Annotated in this window: 24 protein-coding genes; 11 read left to right on the forward strand and 13 right to left on the reverse strand. The window is 53.0% G+C overall.

Translation table 11 applies throughout. From position 1 onward, the window contains the following. Window positions 1–182 precede the first annotated feature (182 nt). From fabI to pdeR, 4 genes are all read left to right on the forward strand, one after another. On the forward strand, window positions 183–971 hold the full coding sequence (gene fabI / locus L462_RS15295) for an enoyl-ACP reductase FabI (protein ID WP_020882447.1): 789 nt from the start codon (window positions 183–185) through the stop codon (window positions 969–971). A 156-nt stretch (window positions 972–1127) separates the two neighbouring features. After that, window positions 1128–2114 (forward strand): CMD domain-containing protein, encoded by a 987-nt coding sequence (locus L462_RS15290; protein WP_014170359.1) that lies wholly within the window; start codon window positions 1128–1130, stop codon window positions 2112–2114. A gap of 88 nt (window positions 2115–2202) precedes the next feature. Continuing rightward, entirely contained in the window at window positions 2203–4137 is a 1935-nt protein-coding gene (locus L462_RS15285; protein ID WP_032678288.1) for an exoribonuclease II, read from the forward strand. A gap of 324 nt (window positions 4138–4461) precedes the next feature. Further along, window positions 4462–6453 carry a cyclic di-GMP phosphodiesterase gene (gene pdeR / locus L462_RS15280; RefSeq protein ID WP_025204002.1) on the forward strand — a complete coding sequence of 664 codons (1992 nt, stop codon included), beginning with the start codon at window positions 4462–4464 and terminating at the stop codon, window positions 6451–6453. Here the strand turns inward: pdeR and L462_RS15275 are convergent. After that, entirely contained in the window at window positions 6450–7316 is an 867-nt protein-coding gene (locus L462_RS15275) for a crotonase/enoyl-CoA hydratase family protein (protein ID WP_014170362.1), read from the reverse strand. The genes pdeR and L462_RS15275 overlap by 4 nt on opposite strands. A 192-nt stretch (window positions 7317–7508) precedes the next feature. Here L462_RS15275 and L462_RS15270 point away from each other — a divergent pair, with 192 nt between their 5' ends. The 3 genes from L462_RS15270 to osmB all read left to right on the forward strand — a co-directional run bounded on the left by L462_RS15270 (window position 7509) and on the right by osmB (window position 8969). Continuing rightward, on the forward strand, window positions 7509–7691 hold the full coding sequence (locus tag L462_RS15270; RefSeq protein WP_025204000.1) for a YciZ family protein: 183 nt from the start codon (window positions 7509–7511) through the stop codon (window positions 7689–7691). 43 nt (window positions 7692–7734) lie between these two features. Beyond that, window positions 7735–8487: a DNA-binding transcriptional regulator YciT gene (locus tag L462_RS15265; RefSeq protein ID WP_020882444.1), complete on the forward strand. Its 753-nt coding sequence runs from the start codon at window positions 7735–7737 to the stop codon at window positions 8485–8487. A gap of 263 nt (window positions 8488–8750) precedes the next feature. Further along, a complete protein-coding gene (osmB, locus tag L462_RS15260) occupies window positions 8751–8969 on the forward strand; it encodes an osmotically-inducible lipoprotein OsmB (RefSeq protein ID WP_008501216.1) in 219 nt (72 codons plus the stop codon). Window positions 8970–9073: 104 nt separating this feature from the next. Here osmB and yciH read toward each other — a convergent pair whose 3' ends face one another. The 5 genes from yciH to pgpB all read right to left on the reverse strand — a co-directional run bounded on the left by yciH (window position 9074) and on the right by pgpB (window position 12723). Next, window positions 9074–9400 (reverse strand): stress response translation initiation inhibitor YciH, encoded by a 327-nt coding sequence (gene yciH, locus L462_RS15255; RefSeq protein ID WP_014170365.1) that lies wholly within the window; start codon window positions 9398–9400, stop codon window positions 9074–9076. Then, on the reverse strand, window positions 9400–10137 hold the full coding sequence (gene pyrF, locus L462_RS15250; protein WP_032678289.1) for an orotidine-5'-phosphate decarboxylase: 738 nt from the start codon (window positions 10135–10137) through the stop codon (window positions 9400–9402). The genes yciH and pyrF overlap by 1 nt, the downstream gene beginning before the upstream one ends. 185 nt (window positions 10138–10322) lie before the next feature. Further along, window positions 10323–11492 carry a lipopolysaccharide assembly protein LapB gene (lapB, locus tag L462_RS15245; RefSeq protein ID WP_014170367.1) on the reverse strand — a complete coding sequence of 390 codons (1170 nt, stop codon included), beginning with the start codon at window positions 11490–11492 and terminating at the stop codon, window positions 10323–10325. 6 nt (window positions 11493–11498) lie between these two features. Beyond that, a complete protein-coding gene (locus L462_RS15240) occupies window positions 11499–11807 on the reverse strand; it encodes a LapA family protein (protein WP_013096374.1) in 309 nt (102 codons plus the stop codon). Window positions 11808–11955: 148 nt separating this feature from the next. Continuing rightward, window positions 11956–12723: a phosphatidylglycerophosphatase B gene (pgpB, locus tag L462_RS15235; RefSeq protein WP_020882442.1), complete on the reverse strand. Its 768-nt coding sequence runs from the start codon at window positions 12721–12723 to the stop codon at window positions 11956–11958. A 197-nt stretch (window positions 12724–12920) separates the two neighbouring features. Between pgpB and ribA the strand changes: the two genes are divergently transcribed. Further along, entirely contained in the window at window positions 12921–13511 is a 591-nt protein-coding gene (ribA, locus tag L462_RS15230) for a GTP cyclohydrolase II (protein ID WP_003856813.1), read from the forward strand. Between the two features lie 44 nt (window positions 13512–13555). On the opposite strand, the gene acnA is transcribed toward ribA, so the two are convergent. The 6 genes from acnA to topA all read right to left on the reverse strand — a co-directional run bounded on the left by acnA (window position 13556) and on the right by topA (window position 21045). Continuing rightward, window positions 13556–16231 (reverse strand): aconitate hydratase AcnA, encoded by a 2676-nt coding sequence (acnA, locus tag L462_RS15225; protein WP_032678290.1) that lies wholly within the window; start codon window positions 16229–16231, stop codon window positions 13556–13558. Window positions 16232–16394: 163 nt separating this feature from the next. Beyond that, on the reverse strand, window positions 16395–16493 hold the full coding sequence (ymiC, locus tag L462_RS25495) for a small membrane protein YmiC (protein WP_032669830.1): 99 nt from the start codon (window positions 16491–16493) through the stop codon (window positions 16395–16397). 140 nt (window positions 16494–16633) lie between these two features. Continuing rightward, window positions 16634–16804 (reverse strand): hypothetical protein, encoded by a 171-nt coding sequence (locus L462_RS25315; protein WP_032669764.1) that lies wholly within the window; start codon window positions 16802–16804, stop codon window positions 16634–16636. A gap of 2 nt (window positions 16805–16806) precedes the next feature. Further along, window positions 16807–16947, reverse strand: a complete 141-nt coding sequence (locus L462_RS15220; RefSeq protein WP_214579162.1) for a YmiA family putative membrane protein — start codon at window positions 16945–16947, stop codon at window positions 16807–16809. Window positions 16948–17285: 338 nt separating this feature from the next. Next, complete coding sequence (gene cysB, locus L462_RS15215) at window positions 17286–18260, reverse strand: HTH-type transcriptional regulator CysB (RefSeq protein ID WP_006175683.1); 975 nt, start codon at window positions 18258–18260, stop codon at window positions 17286–17288. A gap of 187 nt (window positions 18261–18447) precedes the next feature. Further along, entirely contained in the window at window positions 18448–21045 is a 2598-nt protein-coding gene (topA, locus tag L462_RS15210; RefSeq protein ID WP_020882439.1) for a type I DNA topoisomerase, read from the reverse strand. 399 nt (window positions 21046–21444) lie between these two features. Here topA and L462_RS15205 point away from each other — a divergent pair, with 399 nt between their 5' ends. Beyond that, window positions 21445–21696 (forward strand): YciN family protein, encoded by a 252-nt coding sequence (locus L462_RS15205; RefSeq protein WP_020882438.1) that lies wholly within the window; start codon window positions 21445–21447, stop codon window positions 21694–21696. Between the two features lie 34 nt (window positions 21697–21730). On the opposite strand, the gene sohB is transcribed toward L462_RS15205, so the two are convergent. After that, window positions 21731–22777 (reverse strand): protease SohB, encoded by a 1047-nt coding sequence (sohB, locus tag L462_RS15200; protein WP_032678291.1) that lies wholly within the window; start codon window positions 22775–22777, stop codon window positions 21731–21733. Between the two features lie 250 nt (window positions 22778–23027). Between sohB and L462_RS15195 the strand changes: the two genes are divergently transcribed. Together L462_RS15195 and cobO are read left to right on the forward strand one after the other, a co-directional pair. Then, window positions 23028–23789, forward strand: a complete 762-nt coding sequence (locus L462_RS15195; RefSeq protein ID WP_032678292.1) for a YciK family oxidoreductase — start codon at window positions 23028–23030, stop codon at window positions 23787–23789. Beyond that, window positions 23786–24376: a cob(I)yrinic acid a,c-diamide adenosyltransferase gene (gene cobO, locus L462_RS15190; RefSeq protein ID WP_020882435.1), complete on the forward strand. Its 591-nt coding sequence runs from the start codon at window positions 23786–23788 to the stop codon at window positions 24374–24376. The genes L462_RS15195 and cobO overlap by 4 nt, the downstream gene beginning before the upstream one ends. The last annotated feature ends 28 nt before the right edge of the window (window positions 24377–24404 follow it).

Genomic DNA, 24404 nt, shown 5'->3' on the forward strand with positions numbered 1-24404 from the left:
ATAACGCGTTCGCTCACCCCCTTCCATGACATACGTCACGGGCTTTGAGCGAGAAATAGCGTGACACAAGGGGCACTGAGTGGGATATAATTTCGAGCTAATTTCGAATGACTTTGAAATGTTGCCTGTAATGCTATGATTTACAAGGCAAAAAATAAGCAATGAATATAAGGATTAAATCTATGGGTTTTCTTTCCGGTAAGCGCATTCTGGTAACTGGCGTTGCCAGCAAACTGTCCATCGCATACGGCATCGCACAGGCTATGCATCGCGAAGGCGCTGAGCTGGCGTTCACCTACCAGAACGACAAGCTGAAAGGCCGTGTAGAAGAGTTTGCCGCGCAGCTGGGTTCCAGCCTTGTTCTGGAATGCGACGTTGCACAAGACGAAAGCATCGATGGCATGTTTGCTGAACTGGCAAAAGCATGGCCGAAATTCGACGGTTTCGTTCACTCCATCGGCTTCGCTCCTGGCGATCAGCTGGACGGCGACTACGTGAACGCGGTAACCCGTGATGGCTTCAAAATCGCTCACGACATCAGCTCCTACAGCTTCGTGGCAATGGCTAAATCTTGCCGTGCGATGCTGAACCCAGGCGCAGCTCTGCTGACCCTGTCCTATCTGGGCGCAGAACGTGCTATCCCTAACTACAACGTTATGGGTCTGGCTAAAGCGTCTCTGGAAGCAAACGTCCGCTACATGGCGAACGCGATGGGTCCAGAAGGTGTGCGTGTGAACGCTATCTCTGCGGGTCCAATCCGTACCCTGGCAGCTTCCGGTATCAAAGATTTCCGTAAAATGCTGGCGCACTGCGAAGCGGTTACGCCGATTCGTCGTACCGTTACCATTGAAGATGTGGGTAACTCTGCAGCGTTCCTGTGCTCTGACCTTTCCGCGGGTATCTCCGGCGAAGTGGTTCACGTTGACGGCGGCTTCAACATCGCTGCAATGAACGAGCTGGAAATTAAATAAGCTGTGACTCTCTTCCCTCACGGGAAGAGAGTTTTCCTTCCTCCGCCCGACCCCTTCGTTATTCCGTTCAGCTATTTGTTATCACCTAACAATATTTTTCCCCACATCTACCTTACGCCAGGATATTGATCGCCATTTTGAGATCAAGGAACGCCCATGGAACAACGCCGTTTTTCCGGCAAAGGCCACTGGTACCACGAAACCCAGTCAAACCACGCGCAGACGGATGTTCTGCCTCTGGTGCCCGAAGCCGCTAACGTCGACGATCGTTTTTTGCTCGATTTAGCCCTGCCTGACGAGATTGTCGCCGCCTGTACTGGCTGGCTCACCCCTGCCAGAACCTTATGCCACCTGTTGTTTCCGCTCTCAATCTCCGTTAACCGGCTGCATACGCTCAGCGCCTACGACAGATTGAGTACTGCATTAACGGTCGCGCAGGCCTGTGGCGTCCAACGGTTGTGTAACCACTATGCCGCCCTCCTCGCCCCGCTTCCCGGCCCTGACTCCTCACGCGAAAGTAACCGCCGCCTGGCACAAATCACCCAGTACGCCCGTCAGCTCGCCAGCTCACCTGATGTCATCGATGATAAAGCACAGCAGCAGCTTGATGAGGTGGGCCTGACAACCTACGACATGGTGCTTATTAATCAGATTATCGGCTTTATCGGTTTTCAGGCACGCGTGGTGGCCGTCTTTCAGGCCCTGCTGGGGCATCCTGTACGCTGGCTGCCCGGCCATCATATTCAGCCGCACACGCTGCCAGCCGCTCCTGAGTCCTGGGTGGCGCTTTTACCTGTCGTTGAACTGCGTTATGCCAGCGCGCATCAGCTTGAATCGCTTTCCCGCTGGCAGGCCGAACCCGCCCTTGAAGCGCTGACGCCGGTACTCAGCCATGAGCCCATCCTGCTCGACCTGACGGGTGAAATCCTGGTAAACAGCCATGATGATATTTCTCTTGATTCGCCGGCGCTTTCGGCGGCAATCGACTTGTTGACGCGTTCTCCGGACCGCTTCAGTGCCGCACAGTTCACCCCGCTCACTGAACAAGGACTGCCTGCGGTACGGGCGATAAAACTGCTCACCCGGAGCGCGATGGATGGCTGGCTTGAACGCCTGAAAGTCGCGTTTGGCAAAGGGGAATAACCATACTAATTACCCAAAGACCGCTTGCTGTGACAGTGAGAATCGCGTAAAACTGTCAGCCGCTCAATGGCTACGAAAATAGAACATTATGTTTCAGGACAACCCGCTGCTAGCGCAGCTTAAACAGCAACTGCATTCCCAGACGCCGCGTGCAGAAGGGGTCGTAAAAGCCACGGAAAAGGGCTTTGGCTTCCTTGAAGTTGATGCGCAGAAAAGCTACTTCATTCCGCCACCGCAAATGAAGAAAGTGATGCATGGCGACCGCATTACGGCCGTCATTCATACCGAAAAGGAACGTGAGTCCGCCGAGCCGGAAGAACTGATCGAACCGTTCCTGACCCGCTTCGTGGGTAAGGTCCAGCGAAAAGACGATCGTCTTTCTATCGTGCCGGATCATCCCCTGCTGAAAGATGCCATTCCTTGCCGCGCCGCCCGTGGTGTTGAGCATGATTTCAAAGAAGGTGACTGGGCCGTAGCAGAAATGCGCCGTCATCCTCTGAAAGGCGATCGTGGCTTTTATGCTGAACTGACCCAGTTCATCACCTTTGGCGACGACCATTTCGTGCCATGGTGGGTGACGCTTGCACGCCATAATCTTGAGAAAGAAGCGCCAGACGGCGTAGCGACTGAAATGCAGGACGAAGGCCTGACGCGTCGCGACCTCACTGCCCTGGAGTTTGTCACTATCGACAGCGCCAGCACAGAAGATATGGATGATGCGCTGTATGCGGAAGAGAGCGCTGATGGCAAAGTGCATTTGACCGTCGCCATTGCCGATCCCACCGCATGGATCGTTGAAGGCAGCAAGCTGGACGATATGGCAAAAGTCCGATCGTTCACTAACTACCTGCCGGGCTTCAACATCCCCATGTTGCCGCGCGAACTGTCAGATGACCTCTGCTCACTGCGTCCAAATGAAGTGCGTCCGGTCCTTGCCTGCCGTATGACCATCGCCGCCGATGGCGCGATCGAAGACGATATTGAATTTTTTGCCGCAACCATCGAATCGAAAGCCAAGCTGGCCTACGACAATGTTTCCGACTGGCTTGAGAATACCGGCACCTGGAAACCGGAATCAGACGCGATTGCCGCACAGATCCGCCTGCTGCACCGCATTTGTCTGAACCGCGGCGAGTGGCGTAAAACCCATGCGCTGGTCTTTAAGGATCGTCCGGACTATCGCTTTGTGCTGGGTGAGAAAGGCGAGGTATTGAATATCGTGGCCGAACCGCGTCGCATTGCGAACCGCATTGTTGAAGAAGCGATGATTTCTGCCAACATTTGTGCCGCTCGCGTCCTGCGTGACAAGCTGGGCTTTGGTATTTACAACGTCCACACCGGTTTTGATCCGGCCAATACCGAAGCGCTGGCGGCCCTGCTGAAGAACCACGATGTGCACGTTGACCCTGAAGAAGTGCTGACGCTGCAGGGCTTCTGTAAGCTGCGCCGCGAGCTGGATGCACAGCCATCCGGTTTCCTCGACAGCCGTATCCGTCGCTTCCAGTCCTTTGCTGAAATCAGCACCGAGCCGGGTCCACACTTTGGCCTCGGCCTGGAAGCCTACGCGACCTGGACGTCACCTATTCGTAAGTATGGCGACATGGTCAACCACCGTCTGCTGAAGGCGATCATTAAGGGTGAGTCCATTGCGCGTCCGCAAAATGACACCACCCTGCAGATGGCCGAACGACGTCGCCTGAACCGTATGGCGGAACGTGACGTGGGAGACTGGCTGTACGCACGCTACCTGCAGGATAAAGCGGGTACAGATACTCGCTTCGCCGCAGAAATCATTGATATCAGCCGGGGCGGTATGCGCGTTCGCCTGGTGGATAACGGTGCCGTCGCCTTTATCCCTGCCCCGTTCCTGCATGCCGTCCGTGACGAACTGGTCTGCAGCCAGGAGAATGGTACCGTGCAAATCAAAGGTGAAACAGTTTACAAAGTCACAGACGTGATTGACGTTAACATCGCTGAAGTTCGCATGGAAACCCGCAGCGTTATCGCGCGACCGGTCGCCTGATAACCGCTTAAATTGTCGGCCGTTTCCCTTCGGGAAGCGCCGACAATTTTTCTTTTGAACCCCCGCCGCAAAATCATTATTTTTTCGTACTATTTTCAGCGCCTTCCCGCCCAAAATTGCCATAATTATCTACAGTAAAAGAGTGCCGTTATATTCGGTTACGTGAATTTTTATACAATAAATACCCTTTTTCGCCAGACGCGTTTTTTATAAGAAAACCGGGAAAAAACACGACGTTCATTTTGGGGTTGCCGCTGTTTCACAACGGAAAAGTCGACGGCAAATGAATAATTTGTGCGCTAATGAGCAGCTGCGGGAGAAAACATGATGGACGATCTGGAGCAGAATTTGCTGTTTCGTTACATGGGTACGCATAGCCCCTGGTGGCGAATGACAGCTGACAGCAATGCTCTGCACCTTGCCGCCAGCGAAAATGCCGATGTGACTGAGGTGGTGGCGCTGGATGATGAACAAGCCGAACTCATCCGCCAGTTAACCGTCATTACCTCCAGCATCTCCATGACGCTCTCGTTGTACGGGGAAGATGTCCCGGTTCATCTTGTGGGGCGCAAAATAACCCGAAATGAATGGGCCGGCACCGCGTCAGCGTGGAACGATACGCCCTCCGTGGCTCGTGACCTGGCTCAGGGCCTCTCTTTTGCTGAACAGGTTGTCTCTGAAGCCAACTCCGTCATCGTTATTCTCGATCATAACGGCAATATTCAGCGTTTTAACCGGCTGAGTGAAGAATATACCGGTCTGAAAGAACAAGAAGTTATTGGTCAGAACGTGTTCAAGCTGTTTATGAGCCGCAGCGAAGCGGCAGCTTCAAAGCGCAATATCACCGGTTTTTTTCGCAACGGCAGCTCCTACGAGGTCGAACGCTGGATCAAAACGCGTAAAGGGCAACGGCTGTTTTTGTTCAGAAACAAGTTTGTTCATAGCGGCAGCGGCAAAAATGAAATTTTCCTTATCTGTTCTGGCACCGACATTACCGAGGAGCGCCGCGCCCAGGAGCGTCTGCGCGTGCTGGCCAATACCGACACCATTACCGGTTTACCAAACCGTAATGCGATCCACGAACTGATTTCTGATGCCATCGCCAGCCGCGGTGAAACGCAGGTAGGCGTGGTGTATCTCGACCTGGATAACTTTAAAAAGGTCAACGATGCCTACGGGCATATGTTTGGCGACCAGCTATTGCAGGCTGTCGCTCTGGCCATTCTGAGCTGTCTGGATGACGGTCAGGTGCTGGCGCGACTTGGCGGTGATGAGTTTATTGTCATGGCCACAGATACCTCTCAGGGCTCTCTGGAAGCCATGGCGTCGCGGATCTTAACCCGTCTGCGCCAGCCGTTCAGAATCGGCCTGATAGAAATTTACACCGGTTGCTCGCTCGGTATCGCCCTCGCCCCCCAGCACGGTAACGACAGGGAAAGCGTCATCCGTAATGCCGATACCGCCATGTACACGGCGAAAGAGAATGGCCGGGGCAAGTTCTGCGTCTTCTCACCCGAGATGAACCAGCGCGTATTTGAATATCTCTGGCTGGATACCAACCTGCGTAAAGCGCTGGATAACGATCAGCTTCTGATTCACTACCAGCCTAAAATTACCTGGCGGGGTGAAATCCGAAGTCTTGAAGCGCTGGTGCGCTGGCAGTCGCCGGAACGCGGTTTGATCCCGCCACTGGAGTTTATCTCTTATGCCGAGGAGTCGGGATTGATTGTCCCGCTGGGCCGCTGGGTGATGCTTGATGTGGTGCGCCAGGTGGCTAAATGGCGCGATAAGGGGATTAACCTGCGCGTGGCGGTCAACGTCTCCGCACGTCAGCTGGCCGACCAGACCATTTTCAGCGATTTAAAGCAGGCGCTGAAGGATCTGGATTTTGAATACTGCCCTATCGACGTTGAACTCACGGAAAGCTGCCTTATCGAAAACGAAGAGCTGGCGCTCTCTGTGATCCAGCAGTTCAGCAAACTTGGCGCGCAAATTCATCTTGATGATTTCGGTACCGGCTACTCGTCTCTGTCGCAGCTGGCGCGGTTCCCTATCGACGCCATTAAACTCGATCAATCCTTCGTCAGGGATATACATAAACAATCGATCTCCCAGTCTCTGGTGCGGGCCATCGTCGCGGTGGCACAGGCCTTAAACCTGCAGGTCATTGCTGAAGGGGTCGAGAGCGCGAAAGAAGACGCCTTTCTGACCAAGAACGGCGTCAACGAACGGCAGGGCTTTCTCTTCGCTAAGCCAATGCCCGCTGCCGCATTCGAGCGATGGCTAAAGCGATATCAGTCGCGAAAACAACGTTAACTGGCTTTGCGTAATGCCCCATGATGGCGGTTTTGCAGCATCACCAGACGCTCCATGTAGGCGATATCTTTTGGCTCGAGGCAAAACGCCGCATCAACCCAGTCTTCCGTGATATCCATCAGTTCACTGCGCGGCAGTTGCAGTACCCGGGTTCGGGCGCGCAACATCGCCCTTACCCCGTTCAGCTTCGGCCGCAGCGTGTCGATGAAGGTTCTGACGGAGACGTAGCTCTGCCCGGGCTCAAACAGCACATCGACCAATCCATGTTGTTCGTACCATTCTGCCGTATGCGACTCCCCCTTGTAGATGAGTTCTTCCGCCAGTTTCATCCCTGCCCGACGTGCGACCAGCGAATATGCCCCCATGCCCGGGAACAGGTTGAAGGCAATTTCCGGGAAGCCCAGACGGGCATCGCGCTGAGAGAGAACAAAATGGTGTGCCAGCGCAGCCTCAAACCCACCGCCTAGCGCACTGCCTTCAACCATCGCCAGAGAGACCGCGCCCGTATCAAACCCCCGCGACGCTGCGTGGACACAGTCGACGCAGGCACGTGCATACGCGCGTAACGCTTCACGCCGTCCATTTTGAATGCACTCTACGAAGAACTGTAAATCGCCTCCCGCATTATACATTTCAGGAACCAGTGACCCGGTTACCCAAAAATCGACAAGATACCCGGACTGGCGAACCAGCCAGGAGAGGTTCATGATCTCCTCAATTAACGCATGATTAAAACAAGGACGAGGTTGCGCCCGCAGCATCATCCAGATGGTGTGCCGCTCTTCCTCGTAGTAGGCTGACAACTGTGTGAAACGTTCAGTATCGGTAAACAGGGTGCAGGTAGGCTGGTTGATAACTGTCATAGTCTAATTCCTCACAGAAAAAGCGCCTTGCGCGCAGTTTTAGACTAATCCACTCATTAAGCCCGCAGCATGTGGGGGAATAAATTTATCACTTTCATTTATGTAATTTAGTTATTGCATTTTTTCCCTTCTCTTTTGATCCCATTTTCTGCATCATTGAAAATATTACCTTTTCACACCTGGGGTGAGATTATGTCTACTATTGATGCACAAGCTGTAGCACAACGTATTGATACCGTGCTGGATATCCTGGTGGCAGGCGATTATCACTCGGCGATCCGTAATCTGGAGATCCTGAAGTCTGAACTTCTTGCTCAGAAGGGTGCTGAAAACGCGCCTGAGAACGGACAGCCAAAAGCGCCGTGGGAAGTTTGATCCTGCTGTTTTCGAACCTGTTTCGCTTTATTAATTGGATGCTATGAATTCCCGACAACAAATCATTTTGCAGATGGTCATTGACCAGGGACGCGTCAGCGTAGTCGATCTCGCTAAAACCACCGGCGTTTCAGAAGTCACCATCCGCCAGGATCTTAACCTGCTGGAGAAACAGAGCTACCTGCGTCGTGCGCATGGGTATGCGGTCCCGCTCGATAGCGAGGACGTTGAGACGCGCATGATGAACAACTACGCCCTGAAGCGTGAGCTGGCGGAGTTTGCCGCGTCTTTAGTTAACAATGGCGAGACGGTGTTTATCGAAAACGGCAGTAGCAATGCCTTACTGGCGCGCACGCTTGCCGAACAGAAAGATGTTACTATCATCACGGTCAGTAGCTATATCGCGCACCTGCTCAAAGAGACCCGCTGCGAGGTGATCCTGCTGGGCGGCATTTACCAGAAAAAAAGCGAAAGCATGGTTGGCCCCCTGACCCGCCAGTATGTTCAGCAGGTCCATTTCAGTAAGGCCTTTATTGGTATTGATGGCTGGCAGCCAGAAACGGGCTTCACCGGCCGCGATATGATGCGTTCTGATGTGGTGAATGCGGTGCTGGAAAAAGAGTGTGAGGCCATTGTGCTGACTGATAGCTCAAAATTTGGCGCCGTTCACCCTTATACCATGGGGCCAGTCTCTCGCTTTAGCCGCGTAATTACCGACGAACGTTTGAGCGATGAACATCGTATTAAACTGGAAGATGACGGTCTTATCGTCAATATTATTAAAAAGTCGTCCTGAGTCCTTTAAGCGCCCGAATGTCGGGCGCCTATGTCCCTACTGTCTGAGATGATTCCTAACCCTCCTTTAAGAGTTTTTACCTGTTTAACCCGCCTTAAAGTCGTAAAATTAATGTTAGCGATATAACAGGAAGTGACTATCACCTGCGTGATTACGTAACGCCTGCGCGACCAGCTTTCACGGAAAACAGTTTTTAGGTATTCAATTCGTCTATACTTAAAGCGTAGCTCTTTCCGTGAATCGATAATTCAGGAGAAAGTATTATGACCTTAACCAGCAAAAAATTAGCCGCCGCTGTTCTGGCAATCACTGTAGCAATGTCCCTGAGCGCTTGCTCTAACTGGTCTAAACGTGACCGCAACACCGCAATTGGTGCCGGTGCTGGTGCTCTGGGCGGTGCGGTATTAACAGATGGTAGTACGCTGGGTACATTAGGTGGCGCTGCTGTCGGTGGTATTATCGGTCACCAGGTTGGCAAATAATTATTAAATAAGCCTCCACCGGTACTGCGATATTAGAACGCATTTCAGGTCTGACTTACGCACGTAAAAAAAAGAGCCACGGCAAATGCCGTGGCTCATCTATTTTAGCCGCCCGCCAGTTTCACTTTCATGCCTTTGGCTTCGAGCAGGGATTTAATTAAATCACGTTTATCGCCCTGGATTTCGATAATGCCGTCTTTCACGGCACCACCGCAGCCACATTTCTTTTTCAGATCGGCGGCCAGCTTAACCAGTTCCGCGTCGTCAAGATCAATGCCGGAGATAAGGCATACGCCCTTACCTTTGCGTCCACTGGTTTGACGCTGGATACGAACAATACCGTCCCCCTTCGGGCGCTCGGCTTTCGCTTTTGGTTCGTCTATACGCCCACTTTCTGTTGAGTAGACCAGACGACTGTTGGAATCAGTCATTACCCCCCCTTTTTCAGTGATGCGTTGATCGCCTTGAGCGTCTCTGACGGGTTAGCAGACTGCGTCACAGGACGCCCAATGACCATATAGTCTACCCCTGCCGCCAGCGCCTGTTCAGGCGTCATAATGCGACGCTGATCGCCTGCCTCGCTGCCGGCCGGGCGGATACCTGGGGTAACAAGTTTGAAAGCCTGGCCCAGTTCTGATTTGAAACGCACGGCTTCCTGCGCGGAACAAACGACACCATCAAGCCCGCAATTTTTCGTCAGGCGCGCGAGACGCTCTGCATGCTCAGCAGGTGACAACGTCACGCCGAGAGCGTGTAAATCACTCTCATCCATACTGGTCAGCACGGTAACCGCAATCAGCAACGGTGCGTCGCTGCCGAACGGCAGGAGCGCTTCACGGGCCGCGGTCATCATTCTTGCCCCACCCGATGCATGCACATTGACCATCCATACCCCCAGTTCTGCAGCAGCAGCCACGGCGTGCGCGGTAGTATTCGGGATATCGTGGAATTTAAGGTCGAGGAAAACGTCAAAACCGCGCTGTTGCAGGTCGCGTACGATTTGCGGTCCAAACAGCGTGAACATCTCTTTGCCAACTTTCAGACGGCAGTCGCGAGGGTCTATACCGTCGACAAAGGCCAGTGCCGCGTCACGTTTATTGTAATCAAGCGCAACAACAACAGGAGAATCAGTAATTACGCGGGAAGCGGAGGAAGTAACAGACGTCATGACCAGCCCTTTTCGTCTATGGGCGCGCAGCGGCGCGGAACAGATAAACGGCGAGCATTCTACCTGCCAGCGCTGAAAATTGACAGGATCGATTTACTCTCCTGCCTGGCCGGCAAACCGCACGGACTCGATGGGTTCTGAAAACCCATCAGTATGTTGTAACTAAAATAGATCGTTTTTAAAAATTACTGCCCATCAAGGCCTCGGATTGGCTTGATGGTCGACCATGCCCGGCATGAAGGACAGTGCCAGTACAGCGTATACGCCGTAAACCCACACTTCTGGCAACGATAGCGCGGTTTGCTTCGTACCTGCTCGCCTACCATGTCGCGCAGTACCATCAGGCTCTCTTTGGCGCGCCCTTCCTCTGCATCGTTGAGGTGGTAGTCCATCAGCTTATGGAAAACCCGCATGGTCGGATGACGTTGCAGCTGACGCGTAATATAGACCTGCGCGGTATCACTGCCCTCATACTGCTCAACCACGTCCGAGAGCATCAGTTCGGCAGTCGCGCCGGTGTTCTCTTCCACGCAACGTCGCAGGAACGCCACCCATTCATCCTGCTTATCCAGTTGTTGATAGCAGGTTTGCAGCATGTCGAGGGTTTCACTGACCAGCTCTTTATCCTGGTCAATAACCCGCAACAGGCTCTCTACAGCTTTGGCATAGTCGCCGTTCGCCATAAAGACGCGCCCCATCATGATGGAGATACGCGCACTGTTACGGTCAGCGGCGGCACCCTTTTTAAGCAATGCCATGGCTTTGTCCATGTCGTCGTTGCCCATTTGCTGAAGGGCCAGTTCACAGTAGAAGTGGGCTATCTCAACTCGCTGCTTATCTTTGCCCAGCTTCACCAGACGCTCGGCCGTATCAATGGCTTTCTGCCAGTCACTGGTGGCCTGATAAATCTGCAGCAGCTGCTGCAAGGCACTGACGCGGAAATCCGTTTCATCCACCAGCTGCGAGAACATGTCTTCTGCACGGTCGTACAGCCCCGCCGCCATGTAATCACGGCCCAGCTGTTGTACCGCCAGCAGGCGTTGATCGTAGGTCAACGAGGCGCTTTCCATAAGGGTCTGGTGAATACGAATGGCGCGGTCAACCTCGCCGCGCGAGCGGAACAGGTTTCCCAGGGTGAGATGCGCTTCAACGGTGCCCGTATCCTCTTTGAGCATATCGAGGAACAGGTCTACTGCTTTGTCCTGTTGATTGCTCAGGAGGAAGTTCACCCCAGCAACGTAGTCGCGGGAGAGTCGGTTAGCCTCATCCTGTTTTGTTTGTTGCGCACTTCTGCGGCCCATATACCAGCCATAGGCTGCGGCTACAGGCAAAAGCAGAAACAACAACTCCAGCATAGTCGATTATTCCTTGACGACCGGCACACCAGAGCTTTCCGGAATGTCGGACGCAGGCGCAATTTGATGTTCGAGTCGTTTAATTTTACGTTCAGCGCGCGCAAGTGAAACACGAACTTTCAACCAGAAAAGACCGCATACCAGCCAGCCAATCGCAAAGCCCGCGGCGAATAAAACCGCCAGAAGGCTCGATACACGATACTCGCCCTGCGCCAGCAGATAGTTAAACGTCACCTGTTGATCGTTTTGTGCACCCAATGTGACTGAAATGACAAAAATCGCCAATACCAGTAAGAAAATGAGTAAATATTTCACATTACTTCCCGTTATGTGGTTCAAGCGAATAAAGTGTGTTCAACTCACCGCAATCAGCCTTATAAACTACCATTTTAGTGACGGGCGCGAAACGGAAAAAGTGACGCACCAGTCATGGATTTATGGGCAAAACACGGAATATCAACCATCAGGCGTCGCTTTGGTCCCTTTCGGCGATCTCTTCTTCCTCGACAGGCGGTGGCGTTAACGGACCGCAGATGCGTTCAGCAAGCCATGTTGCCAGCGTCACAAGCAGCCATGAGATCAGCGTAGCCACCACCAAATCCCGCGGCCAGTGCATCCCCAGCAGCAAACGACTGCCCATCACCCCTGTGGCCCAGACCAGTAAAATCGCGATCGTGACAGTACGTCGCCGTGGCCAAAGCAGCCCTACTCCCAGTAACGCCCAGCTGGCGGCAAACATAGTATGGCCGGAAGGAAAAGCAAACCCGGTCTCTTTTTGCCAGTGTTTACGTAAGAACTTCGGGATATCCTGCTGTTCCGCAAGCTGTTCTTTGACCAGCGCACCACGATCTTTACGTTTTAAATTGTAGAACTCATCCACCGGAACATGGTGCGCTTTTTCCAGCCAGACGACAAAAGGACGCGGCTCCTGGACATGATCTTTAACCCAGGACTTCACGCCCTGACCGATGAGGATCGCCCCACCCAGTATCGCAAAGAGCATCAGCGCCGCACGCAGACGAAAGCGCAAACACCACAGAAACCAGGCGCAAAGGATCACATGCGTGATAATTCCCCACGGCTGGGTGACCGTCTCCGTTATCCAGTATAATGTTTTCAGCCATGTGGCGTTCTGCCCCGGCTGCCACATCCAGCCTGAGACCCATACGGCCAGCGGCATAATAAGTAGAATGGCCGCACCTGCTGCCGTACGTCTGGCGATTGAAAGCATGTCTTCTCCTTTTTCGCTAAGCACCACAATCATAACTGAAATTCATCTGTTGGGTGGATATGTCGGATCGTGCGTTTAACGTCCATATAGCATGGCGCCCATTAGGCGAACGTGCTGAGCTTGTGGCAAAATGAACAGATACAGAAAGCCAAACAGGCGAAAGGCACGAAACGTGTCAGCCTACTCTGGAGAATCACATGCAGCTTAAACGTGTGGCAGAAGCCAAACTGCCAACCCCATGGGGCGATTTCCTGATGGTGGGATTTGAAGAACTGGCAACCGGACAGGATCATGTCGCGCTGGTGTTCGGTGACATTTCAGGACAGACGCCGGTACTCTCTCGCGTACATTCGGAGTGTCTGACTGGCGATGCCTTGTTCAGCCTGCGCTGTGATTGCGGTTTCCAGCTTGAAGCCGCCCTTTCTCACATCGCTGAAGAAGGTCGTGGGGTGCTGCTTTATCACCGTCAGGAAGGTCGTAATATTGGCCTGCTGAATAAAATCCGCGCCTACGCGCTGCAGGATCAGGGATACGATACGGTTGAAGCGAACCACCAGCTCGGGTTTGCTGCCGATGAGCGCGACTTTACCCTGTGCGCCGATATGTTCAAGCTTCTTGGGGTAGATGAGGTCCGTCTGCTGACCAATAACCCGAAAAAGGTGGAAATCCTGACCGAAGCGGGGATCAATATCGTCGAACGTGTTCCGCTGATTGTCGGCCGTAACCCGAAGAATGCCCACTATCTTGATACCAAAGCCGCCAAAATGGGTCACCTCCTGAGCGAGTGATCGCGAGATGCCCGGCATCGCCATCGCGAGCCGGGCTGACTGCGTCAATCCAGCATTTTACGAATCACGTAATGTAATATGCCGTCGTTCTGGTAGTAGGTCAGCTCGGTTGCCGTATCAATGCGACACCGGCATTCAAGCACTTCCGTTTTACCGTCTGCTCGCGTTAACGTCACCGGAACCGTTTTACCCGGCTGCAGGTTTTGCAGACCACTAATATCAATCTGCTCTTCCCCGGTCAGTCCCAGCGTTTTGCGGGTGACGCCCTGCGGGAACTCTAGCGGCAGGATCCCCATCCCGATAAGATTCGAACGGTGAATACGCTCGAAAGATTCGGCAATGACCACGCGAACCCCAAGCAGGCGCGGACCTTTCGCTGCCCAGTCTCGACTGGAGCCGGAGCCGTACTCTTTACCGGCAATCACCGCCAGCGGCGTGCCTTCCTGCTGGTATTTAACGGCGGCATCATAAATCGAAACCACTTCCGTGCCAGGTAAATGACGCGTCATGCCCCCTTCCACGCCCGGAACCATTTCGTTGCGGATGCGGATGTTGGCAAACGTCCCGCGCATCATCACTTCGTGGTTACCACGACGCGATCCGTAGGAGTTGAAATCCCGGCGTTCCACCCCACGGCTTTGCAGATAGCGCCCTGCCGGGCTGTCGGCTTTGATACTGCCTGCCGGCGAGATGTGGTCCGTGGTAACGGAATCGCCCAGCATCGCCAGAATACGCGCCCCGTGGATATCCTTAAGGGGAGCAGGTTCAGCCAGCATGTCATCGAAGAACGGTGACAGACGAATATAGGTCGAATCATCCTGCCAGCCATAGGTATCCGAGCCCACGACGTTAATTGTTTTCCATTCCGGCGTGCCCTCAAACACTTCCGCATACTCTTTGCGGAACATTTCGGTTGAGACCTTTTCAACGGCTCGCGCGATGTCGCGTGAAGACGGCCAGATATCTTTCAGGTAAACAGGCTCGTTCTTGCGATCGTGACCAATCGGGTCTGTCGTGAGATTGATGTTCATGTTTCCCGCCAGCGCGTAAGCCACAACCAGCGGCGGCGAGGCCAGCCAGTTGGTTTTCACCAGCGGATGAATGCGCCCTTCAAAGTTGCGGTTACCGGAAAGAACCGCACCCACGGTAAGATCGCCCTGCTTGATCGCCGTTTCAATCGGCTCAGGCAGCGGACCGGAGTTACCGATACAGGTAGTACATCCGTAACCCACGAGGTTAAAGCCCAGCTCGTCAAGGTACGGGGTGAGTTTTGCCTGCGCCAGGTAATCTGAAACCACTTTAGAGCCCGGTGCCAGCGAAGCCTTAACCCACGGCTGCGGTTTCAGACCAAGCTCAACGGCTTTTTTGGCCAACAGTCCCGCGGCCATCAAAACGCTTGGGTTCGAGGTGTTGGTGCAGGAGGTGATAGCGGCAATAACCACCGCGCCATCCGGAAGTTGATACTGATGTCCGTTCAGGACATAGTCTATTGGACGGTGATCTTTTTTCGCGACATTGACTTCCAGTTCATTGCTGGCGGCAAAAGCTTTCGGCACGTCCGGTAACGCGACCCTATCCTGCGGACGTTTTGGCCCGGCAAGACTCGCCTCGACGCTTCCCATATCCAGCTCAAGCGTGCTCGTAAATACCGGCTCATCACCCGGGTTTCGCCACATCCCCTGCGCTTTAGTGTAGGCCTCGACCAGCGCGACCTGCTCTTCACTGCGACCACTCAGGCGCATATATTCCAGCGTGACGTCATCGATGGGGAAGAAGCCACAGGTCGCGCCATATTCCGGCGCCATATTGGCGATCGTGGCGCGATCGGCCAGCGGCAGCGAATCCAGCCCGTCACCGTAGAATTCAACAAATTTACCCACCACCCCATGCTTACGCAGCATCTGGGTGACGGTCAACACCAGGTCGGTGGCGGTAATGCCTTCCGACAGCTTACCGGTGAGTTTGAAGCCCACCACATCAGGAATGAGCATCGACACCGGCTGACCAAGCATAGCCGCTTCCGCTTCAATACCCCCGACGCCCCACCCCAGCACACCGAGGCCGTTAATCATGGTGGTATGTGAATCCGTCCCGACCAGCGTATCCGGATAAGCCACCCACTCTTTATCCTGCAATTCACTCCAGACGGCTTTGCCCAGATATTCGAGGTTAACCTGATGGCAAATACCGGTTCCAGGCGGAACCACGCTAAAGCGGCTGAACGCCTGTTGCCCCCATTTCAGGAAGACATAGCGCTCGTGGTTACGTTCCATCTCCAGACGTACGTTTTCGCCAAAAGCGTCATCATCACCAAAGTGGTCAACGGTCACGGAGTGGTCAATCACGAGGTCAACGGGAGAAAGCGGATTCACTTTTGCCGTATCGCCACCGAGGCGCTTAACGGCTTCGCGCATGGCGGCTAAATCAACCACGGCAGGAACACCGGTAAAGTCCTGCATCAGGACCCTCGCCGGGCGATAGGCTATTTCTCTGTCGGCATGGGCACTCTTCAGCCATCCCGCCAGCGCCTGGATATCCTCGAGGGTGACGGAATCGCCATCCTGCCAGCGTAAGAGGTTTTCCAGCAAAACTTTCAAGGACTTGGGTAAACGCGAAATGTCCCCAAGCGTTCTGGCAGCCAGTGGCAGGCTATAGTAATGCCAGGTTTTGTTTTCTGCCTGTAATGTGTCCTTACTGGCTTCGCGTAGGGTTAACGACATAAGCTCCTCCTTAATTACAGAGATGTCCTGACAATCATCAGGGCTGTAATTAAAGATAACACAAAGATGTCGTAACGTTTTGATAACAACCCGAATTGATAAATTTAGGAATGGTCCAGTGAAGTGCGAAAACAAAAAACCCCGCCGCAGCGAGGTTTTGGATTTACAGGAAGGCCAGCCAGATGAGCTGAGACCAGAACAGGATCGACACAGAAAAAACGCCGAGCCATGACCAGTATTTGTGAGACATCATGTTATTCATCATAGGGTACACCAGGCATTATTTTTAAAAAGGCTCCGAGGTTTGCCCTCAGTTCTATATTGCTGATGTGTATTTATTAAAGAGTACAAAGGTGCAGAGTCTTTATTCAGACTATTTGCATCATTACGCAATTAACTAAATTATTGTTTTTTGGGTTCGTCTTCTGCGAACACATCAATAAAGGCTTGCTGCTGTGGCGTCAGTTTCCAGGACGCGGGGACAACGGTCGCAGGTGCTTTGCGTCCTTTGTGACCACTGTCACGATGCTGACACATCTGTTTTACCGTTTCTGTACGTACCGTCACTGCCATATTCAACCCCAATATTTCCAGGCAAGGAGAGCAACCACTACCCAAAACAGGGCGGAGACGAGAAAGACCGCCAGCCAGGCTTTACGCTTGAGCGCAGGATCCCTTTGCGGTTCTTCACTTCCTGAAGGCATTGCTAACCTCATACAATCGATATCGCTTATCATTTAGGACCAAACAATTGGTACAATTAATCATCTGTTGAGATAAATCCTAAAGAAACTTTAGCCGAAAAGCCAGTGAATTTACGCATCAATTGGTGGGAAATATTCAATCTTTTGACCAGAAATAAATAATTGAAAAGAAATATTTGCGTAGCCGTAAATTAGTTTCTACTTTTGTCGCCAATTCACGACATTAAAACCATACAGATTAAATGGGTAATGACATTATATGGCAGGGAAAATGTAGATGATGATAATTATGATTTAGCTTTGAGGAGTTAATTCGGTATCTTTCCGTGAGGGAAAGATACCGGGAGTGATTATTTTGCCGGAAGTTTGATGTCTTTAAACATCTCTTCAATATCTTCATTTGAGCGTAATGCAACCGCCGTATCGACCACGTCACGCGTTAAATGCGGGGCAAAGCGTTGAATAAAATCATACATATAGCTGCGCAGGAAGGTGCTGCGACGGAAACCAATTTTGGTCGTGCTGTGGCTGAAAATATCGTGCGCATCAAGACGAACCAAATCCGGATCTGAAACCGGGTCGACGGCCATGCTGGCAATCACCCCAACGCCCAGGCCAAGCCGCACATAGGTTTTAATGACATCAGCATCCGTGGCGGTAAAGACAATGCGCGGCGTTAATCCCGCCCGGTTAAAGGCCGTATCAAGCTCAGAGCGTCCGGTGAAGCCGAAGGTGTATGTCACTAAAGGATATTGCGCCAGCTCTTCAATAGTCACCGACCCTTTCCCCGCCAGCGGATGATCCGGGGTCACTACGATAGAACGGTTCCAGTGGTAGCACGGTAGCATAACCAGATCGTCATACAGGTGAAGCGCTTCTGTCGCGATGGCAAAGTCCGCGTTGCCCTTTGAAACCGCTTCAGCGATTTGCGTGGGCGAGCCCTGATGCATATGCAAAGAGACGCGCGGATAACGTTCTATAAAGCCCTTAATAACGCCTGGCAGCGCATAACGCGCCTGAGTATGCGTTGTGGCAATATAAAGCGAGCCTTTATCCGGCCAGGTATGTTCACCCGCCACGGACTTAATAGCGTCAACTTTGGAGAGGACTTCCCGGGCAATACGAATGATTTCCTGCCCGGCGGGTGTCACCTGCGTGAGGTGCTTACCGCTGCGAGCGAAAATCTGGATACCTAATTCGTCCTCCAGCATACGAACCTGTTTGCTGATGCCCGGTTGCGAGGTATATAACCCCTCAGCGGTAGAAGAGACGTTAAGGTTGTGATTCACCACCTCAACGATATAACGAAGCTGCTGTAATTTCATGCCAGACCATCCGATTTAGCGCACGCGGTCAATCGCTTAAGACGATTTGATAATAAGAAAAGGGTTAACTATAACCACTATATCATTTATAGCCTGACTGTATAGTACGGAACAAAAAATAATAACAAGGTAATAAAAAAGGGCCGGAAGTCCGGCCCTTTTACAGGTAAGTTACGGTAAGGGAAGATTATTTCTTGCCTTCAACCCATTTTCCGTCGACAAAGAAGGCGGACCAGCCGGTCGCTTTACCCTCTTTCTCAGCCGCAACGTACTGCTGTTTTGTTTTACGGCTAAAACGTACCACCGTTTTATTCCCTTCAGGATCCTGCTGTGGCGCATCGGCCAGATAACGCAGTTTCTCAGGCAGACGGTCGCGGAAGCGATGCAGCTCTTCCACCAGCGGCGCGCGGGTTTCACGCGATTTCGGGAAGGTGTTGGCCGCGAGGAAGACCCCGGCAGCACCGTCACGCAGCACGAAATAGGCGTCAGACTTCTCACACGGCAATTCTGGCAGCGGAACCGGATCTTCCTTCGGCGGCGCGACTTCACCGTTACGCAGAATCTTACGGGTGTTCTTACACTCGTCGTTGGTGCACGCCATGTATTTCCCGAAACGCCCCATTTTCAGGTGCATTTCCGAGCCACACTTCTCGCACTCAACGATAGGGCCGTCATAGCCTTTGATGCGGAACTCACCCTCTTCGATCTCATAACCATCACACGTTGGGTTATTCCCGCAGACGTGCAATTTGCGTTTCGGATCGATCAGGTAGCTGTCCATCGCCGTGCCACATTTCTTACAACGACGTTTGGCACGCAGGGCATTGGTTTCTGCATCGTCACCCTCCAGCACGTTAAGAACTTCGTTCTCAGGTACCAGGTTGATGGTGGTTTTGCAGCGCTCTTTCGGCGATAACGCATAGCCGGAGCAACCGAGGAAGACGCCTGTTGTCGCAGTACGGATCCCCATCTTACGGCCACAGGTTGGGCAATCGATGCTGGTCAGTACCATCTGGTTAGGCAGCATGCCGCCCTCTTCAGGATCTTTCTCTGCTTTTTCAAGCTGGTTGGTAAAGTCGCTGAAGAAGCTGTCGAGCACTTTCTTCCATTCCGCCTGATGGCTGGCAACCTGGTCAAGGCTGTCTTCCATCTGTGCGGTAAAGTCGTAGTTCATCAACTCGCGGAAGTTAGCTTCCAGACGGTCGGTTACGATCTCACCCATTTTTTCAGCGTAGAAACGGCGGTTTTCAACACGCACATAGCCACGATCCTGAATGGTCGAAATGATTGACGCATAGGTTGACGGACGACCAATACCGCGTTTCTCCAGCTCTTTTACCAGCGATGCTTCGCTAAAGCGCGCAGGCGGCTTGGTAAAGTGCTGAGCTGGCACGAGGTCAACCAGAGAGAGTTCATCCCCTTTGTTCACCGCCGGCAGCGTTCGGTCTTCGTCGCCTTTACGCAGTGCAGGCATGACTTTCGTCCAGCCGTCGAAACGCAGGATACGGCCACGCGCTTTCAGACGGAAATCACCCGCACCAACGGTAAGCGTAGTGGAATCATACTGCGCGGGTGTCATTTGACACGCGACGAACTGGCGCCAGATAAGCTGGTACAGCTTCTGGGCGTCAGCTTCCATATCCTTCAGCGATTCCGCTAACACAGAGACGTCAGAAGGACGAATGGCTTCGTGCGCTTCCTGTGAGTTCTCTTTGCTGGCGTACTGGTTAGCGCTTTCCGGCAGGTATTTCTTACCGAAATTGTCACCGATATAGCCGCGCACCATGTTAACCGCATCCTGACTCAGGTTAGTCGAGTCAGTACGCATGTAGGTGATGTAACCCGCTTCATACAAGCGCTGGGCCATCATCATGGTTTTCTTCACGCCATAACCCAGACGCGTGCTTGCGGCCTGTTGCAGCGTAGAGGTAATAAACGGTGCGCCAGGCTTACTGCTGGTCGGTTTGTCTTCACGCTCCAGAACCTGATAGCGTGCTTTTTCCAGCAGCGCCACCGCGGCCATGGTCTGGTCACGGTTTTCAGGACGGAAAGGCTTGTCGTTTTGATGGCTCACCTGCAGCGGCAGAGCATCCCCGCCCGGCGTGGTGACATTCGCGTCGACTTCCCAGAACTCTTCTGGCACAAACGCTTTAATTTCGCGTTCACGTTCAACGACAAGACGCACGGCAACGGATTGCACACGGCCTGCGGACAGACCACGGGCAATCTTTTTCCACAGCAGTGGAGACACCATGTAGCCCACAACACGGTCCATAAAGCGACGTGCCTGCTGCGCGTTTACACGGTCAATGTTCAGTTCGCCCGGCTTTTCAAACGCCTGACGAATCGCATTCTTCGTAATTTCGTTAAACACTACACGGCTGTAGCGTTTGTCATCACCACCGATCACTTCCCGCAGGTGCCACGCAATGGCTTCCCCTTCGCGGTCAAGGTCGGTTGCGAGATAGATGTGGTCTGCTTTTTCAGCAAGCTGCTTCAGCTCATTAACGACTTTTTCTTTCCCGGGCAGCACTTCGTATTGTGCATCCCAGTTGTGCCATGGGTTAACACCCATGCGGTTGACAAGCGCGCTACGTTCATCCTTTTTAGGCTTTTTAGCCCCTTTGGTGGAGGTAGAGTCTGCGCTCTTTTTGCTGGCTGAGCCACTGGTCGGCAAATCGCGGATATGACCCACGCTGGACTTAACCACGTAGTCATTACCCAGATACTTATTGATCGTTTTGGCTTTTGCCGGGGACTCAACGATGACGAGAGCTTTACCCATATTCACCTTTACCTAATTTAATTCTTCCAGGAATACGCCGCACGTTGATTTCCCTTCCACTGACGACGCGTCATTGATATTGCGACTGCGTCAGGGGATATCAACCCCTTTGTCTTACCGAACGTCAGAGAAATGACGCCCAGGTGATTGAGTTTTCGGGTATTTTTCTCACGCCTCATATGATTCGTGACGAATTACCGGTCGAATGTCAAGCAATTCTGTTGCCAGAATGACGAAAGCGCACACTCTACCTGATAAAATCCGTTACGCAACTTTATTAGCATGCAAAAGCAAATCACGCCAGCCAGGCTCCTGCGCCTTATCCCCTCAGATTACAGGGAAAATTTGCCCCCAAAGCGCCCTCGGCGTAGACTATTGTCACTGTTTAAGGAGTGGATTATGCACAATACGACCCAACCAATTGACCGAGTCTCTCTGCTTATCGAAGCAAACAAGCTTATCCGTGATCATGAAGATACTCTGGCGGGCATTGAAGCCACCGGCGTAGAACAGCGTAATGGCGTGCTGGTTTTCAGCGGCGAATACTTCCTTGACGAACAGGGGCTACCTACCCCGAAAAGCACCGCCGTGTTTAACATGTTTAAATACCTGGCGCATACGCTTTCAGAGAAATATCACCTGGTTGATTAATGCAAAACGCGAGGCCTGAGCCTCGCGTTTTTGTTTACAGCAACGGTTTTTGTCCGCGCTGTAGCCAGCGGAGCAACAGCCGATCGGCACTTTCTGCCGCACTGTTGGTAAAGCGATCGAGCAGACGCTTGCGCTGCGTAAAGCGCACGCCCACCAGCTCACGGCCATCCATCAGGTTCAACAGCAGGTCATCGCTGGTGCCCACTTCATCTACCAGTCCTTTCTCCTGGGCCTGGATACCGTACCAGTGCTCCCCCGTCGCGACCTGCTCAATATCGAGCGATGGGCGCATGCGGTGCACAAAGTCTTTAAAGAGGTGGTGCGTTTCATTGAGATCTTCACGGAATTTCTGACGCCCCTCTTCCGTGTTTTCCCCCAGCAGCGTCAGAGTGCGTTTGTACTGCCCGGCCGTGTGCAGTTCAATGTCGATCTCTTTGTTTTTGAGGAAGCGGTTAAAGTTAGGGATTTGCGCAACCACACCGATTGAACCAATAAGAGAAAACGGTGCCGCCACAATTTTATCCGCGACGCAGGCCATCATGTAGCCACCGCTCGCCGCGACTTTATCCACCGCAACGGTCAGCGGGATCTGTTTTTCACGCAGGCGCTGCAGCTGTGACGCAGCCAGCCCGTAACCGTGTACCACCCCGCCAGGGCTTTCAAGACGCACCACCACCTGATCCTGCGGTTTTGCCACGGCTAGAACGGCAGTGACCTCTTCGCGCAGAGAAGAAACTTCATGCGCATCCATGCTGCCTTTAAAGTCGAGCACATAGACGCGAGGCTTTGCCTCATCCTGCGGTGCATTGAGCTTGGCTTTCGCTTTTGCCGCTTTGGCTTCCTGTTTATGCTTTTTCTTCTGCGCTTTAAGCCACTGCTTCTGTTGATGGCTATCGAGCAGCGACAGAGACATATCTTCCTGCATCTCTTTATACTGCTCACTCAGGCGGGTAATGCGTAACTCCCCACGCTGACGCTTACGCTGCGTCAGGTTTACAATCAGAACGGCAATCACCGCAATGGCAATTACCACCGTTGCGATTTTGGCCAAAAACAACCCATACTGAGAAAGTAATTCCACGCGTTCCACCTTGTTTAACCACGATTCTTTCACGGCAGTGTACAACAGCCCTGCCCATGCGTCTCGCTCGTGACATTACCTCTGCGAGCCTGCTTCAGGAATCCCCTCATGGGGGTTTAAATATTTGCAAATTGTTAATTTTACAGTAATGCCTCCTGTAGACTGATTGAATTCTCATGCTAATTCGGGCATAAAGCCGAAAAGTCATAAAGAAGGCGTCATTGCGTCACTGCGCGCCAGAGGAGTCCCCGTGCATTATCAACCGCAAAAAAATCTGCTGCAAAATCGCATCATTCTGGTCACCGGTGCCAGTGACGGAATTGGTCGCGAGGCGGCCCTGACCTACGCTGACTATGGCGCGAGCGTTATTCTTATTGGTCGTAATGAAGAGAAACTGAAAAGCGTCGCGCAGGAAATAGAGGCGGCAGGCGGCATTCCGGCCCCGTGGTATACCCTCGATTTACTCACCTGCACGCCAGCGGTGTGCCAGGAGCTTGCTCACCGTATTAGCGCCCACTATCCGCGGCTGGACGGTGTCCTGCACAATGCGGGTTTGCTGGGAGAAGTCCGTCCTATGGATGAACAGGATCCCGATATCTGGCAGCAGGTGATGCAGGTCAACGTCAACGGCACGTTTTTCCTGACGCAGGCATTGCTTCCTTTATTACTTAAATCTGAGTCCGGCTCGCTGGTCTTTACCTCCTCAAGCGTAGGCCGCGAAGGTCGAGCCAACTGGGGGGCATATACCGTCTCGAAATTCGCGACTGAAGGGATGATGCAGGTGCTGGCGGAGGAGTATCAAAGCCGCCATCTGCGCGTAAATTGCATTAACCCGGGTGGAACGCGCACCAAAATGCGCGCCAGCGCCTTCCCGTCGGAAGACCCTCAGAAACTGAAAACACCCGCAGACATTATGCCGCTCTATCTCTGGCTGATGGGCGACGACAGTCGTCGTAAAACGGGGATGACCTTCGATGCCCAGCCGGGCCGTAAACCAGGGATTTCGCAATGAGTGAAGAACGTCATCAACAACGCCAGCAGCGTCTGAAGGAACAGGTCGATGCGCGCGTTGCGGCCGCACAGGACGAGCGCGGGATAATTATCGTCTTTACCGGTAACGGCAAAGGTAAAACTACCGCGGCATTTGGCACCGCCACGCGTGCTGTCGGTCACGGGCAGAAAGTGGGCGTCATTCAATTCATCAAAGGCGAATGGCCCAACGGCGAACGTAATCTGCTTGAACCGCATGGCGTTGAATTTCAGGTGATGGCGACAGGTTTTACATGGGATACGCAGAACCGGGAAACCGATACTGCAGCTTGTCTTGCAGTCTGGGAGCACGCCAAAAGAATGCTGGCAGACCCCGCCCTGAATATGGTTCTGCTGGATGAGATAACCTATATGGTGGCCTACGACTATCTCCCGCTGGATGCGGTACTGGAGGCGTTACAACAACGCCCGGCGCACCAGACGGTTATCGTCACGGGGCGTGGCTGTCATCGGGAAATACTGGAGCTTGCTGATACCGTCAGCGAACTGCGTCCGGTCAAACACGCATTTGACGCGGGAATCAAAGCGCAAATCGGTATTGATTACTAAGAAAAAAGCCCGGTGATCTTCACCGGGC

Source organism: Enterobacter sp. BIDMC 26 (assembly GCF_000534435.1).
GTDB lineage: Bacteria > Pseudomonadota > Gammaproteobacteria > Enterobacterales > Enterobacteriaceae > Enterobacter > Enterobacter ludwigii.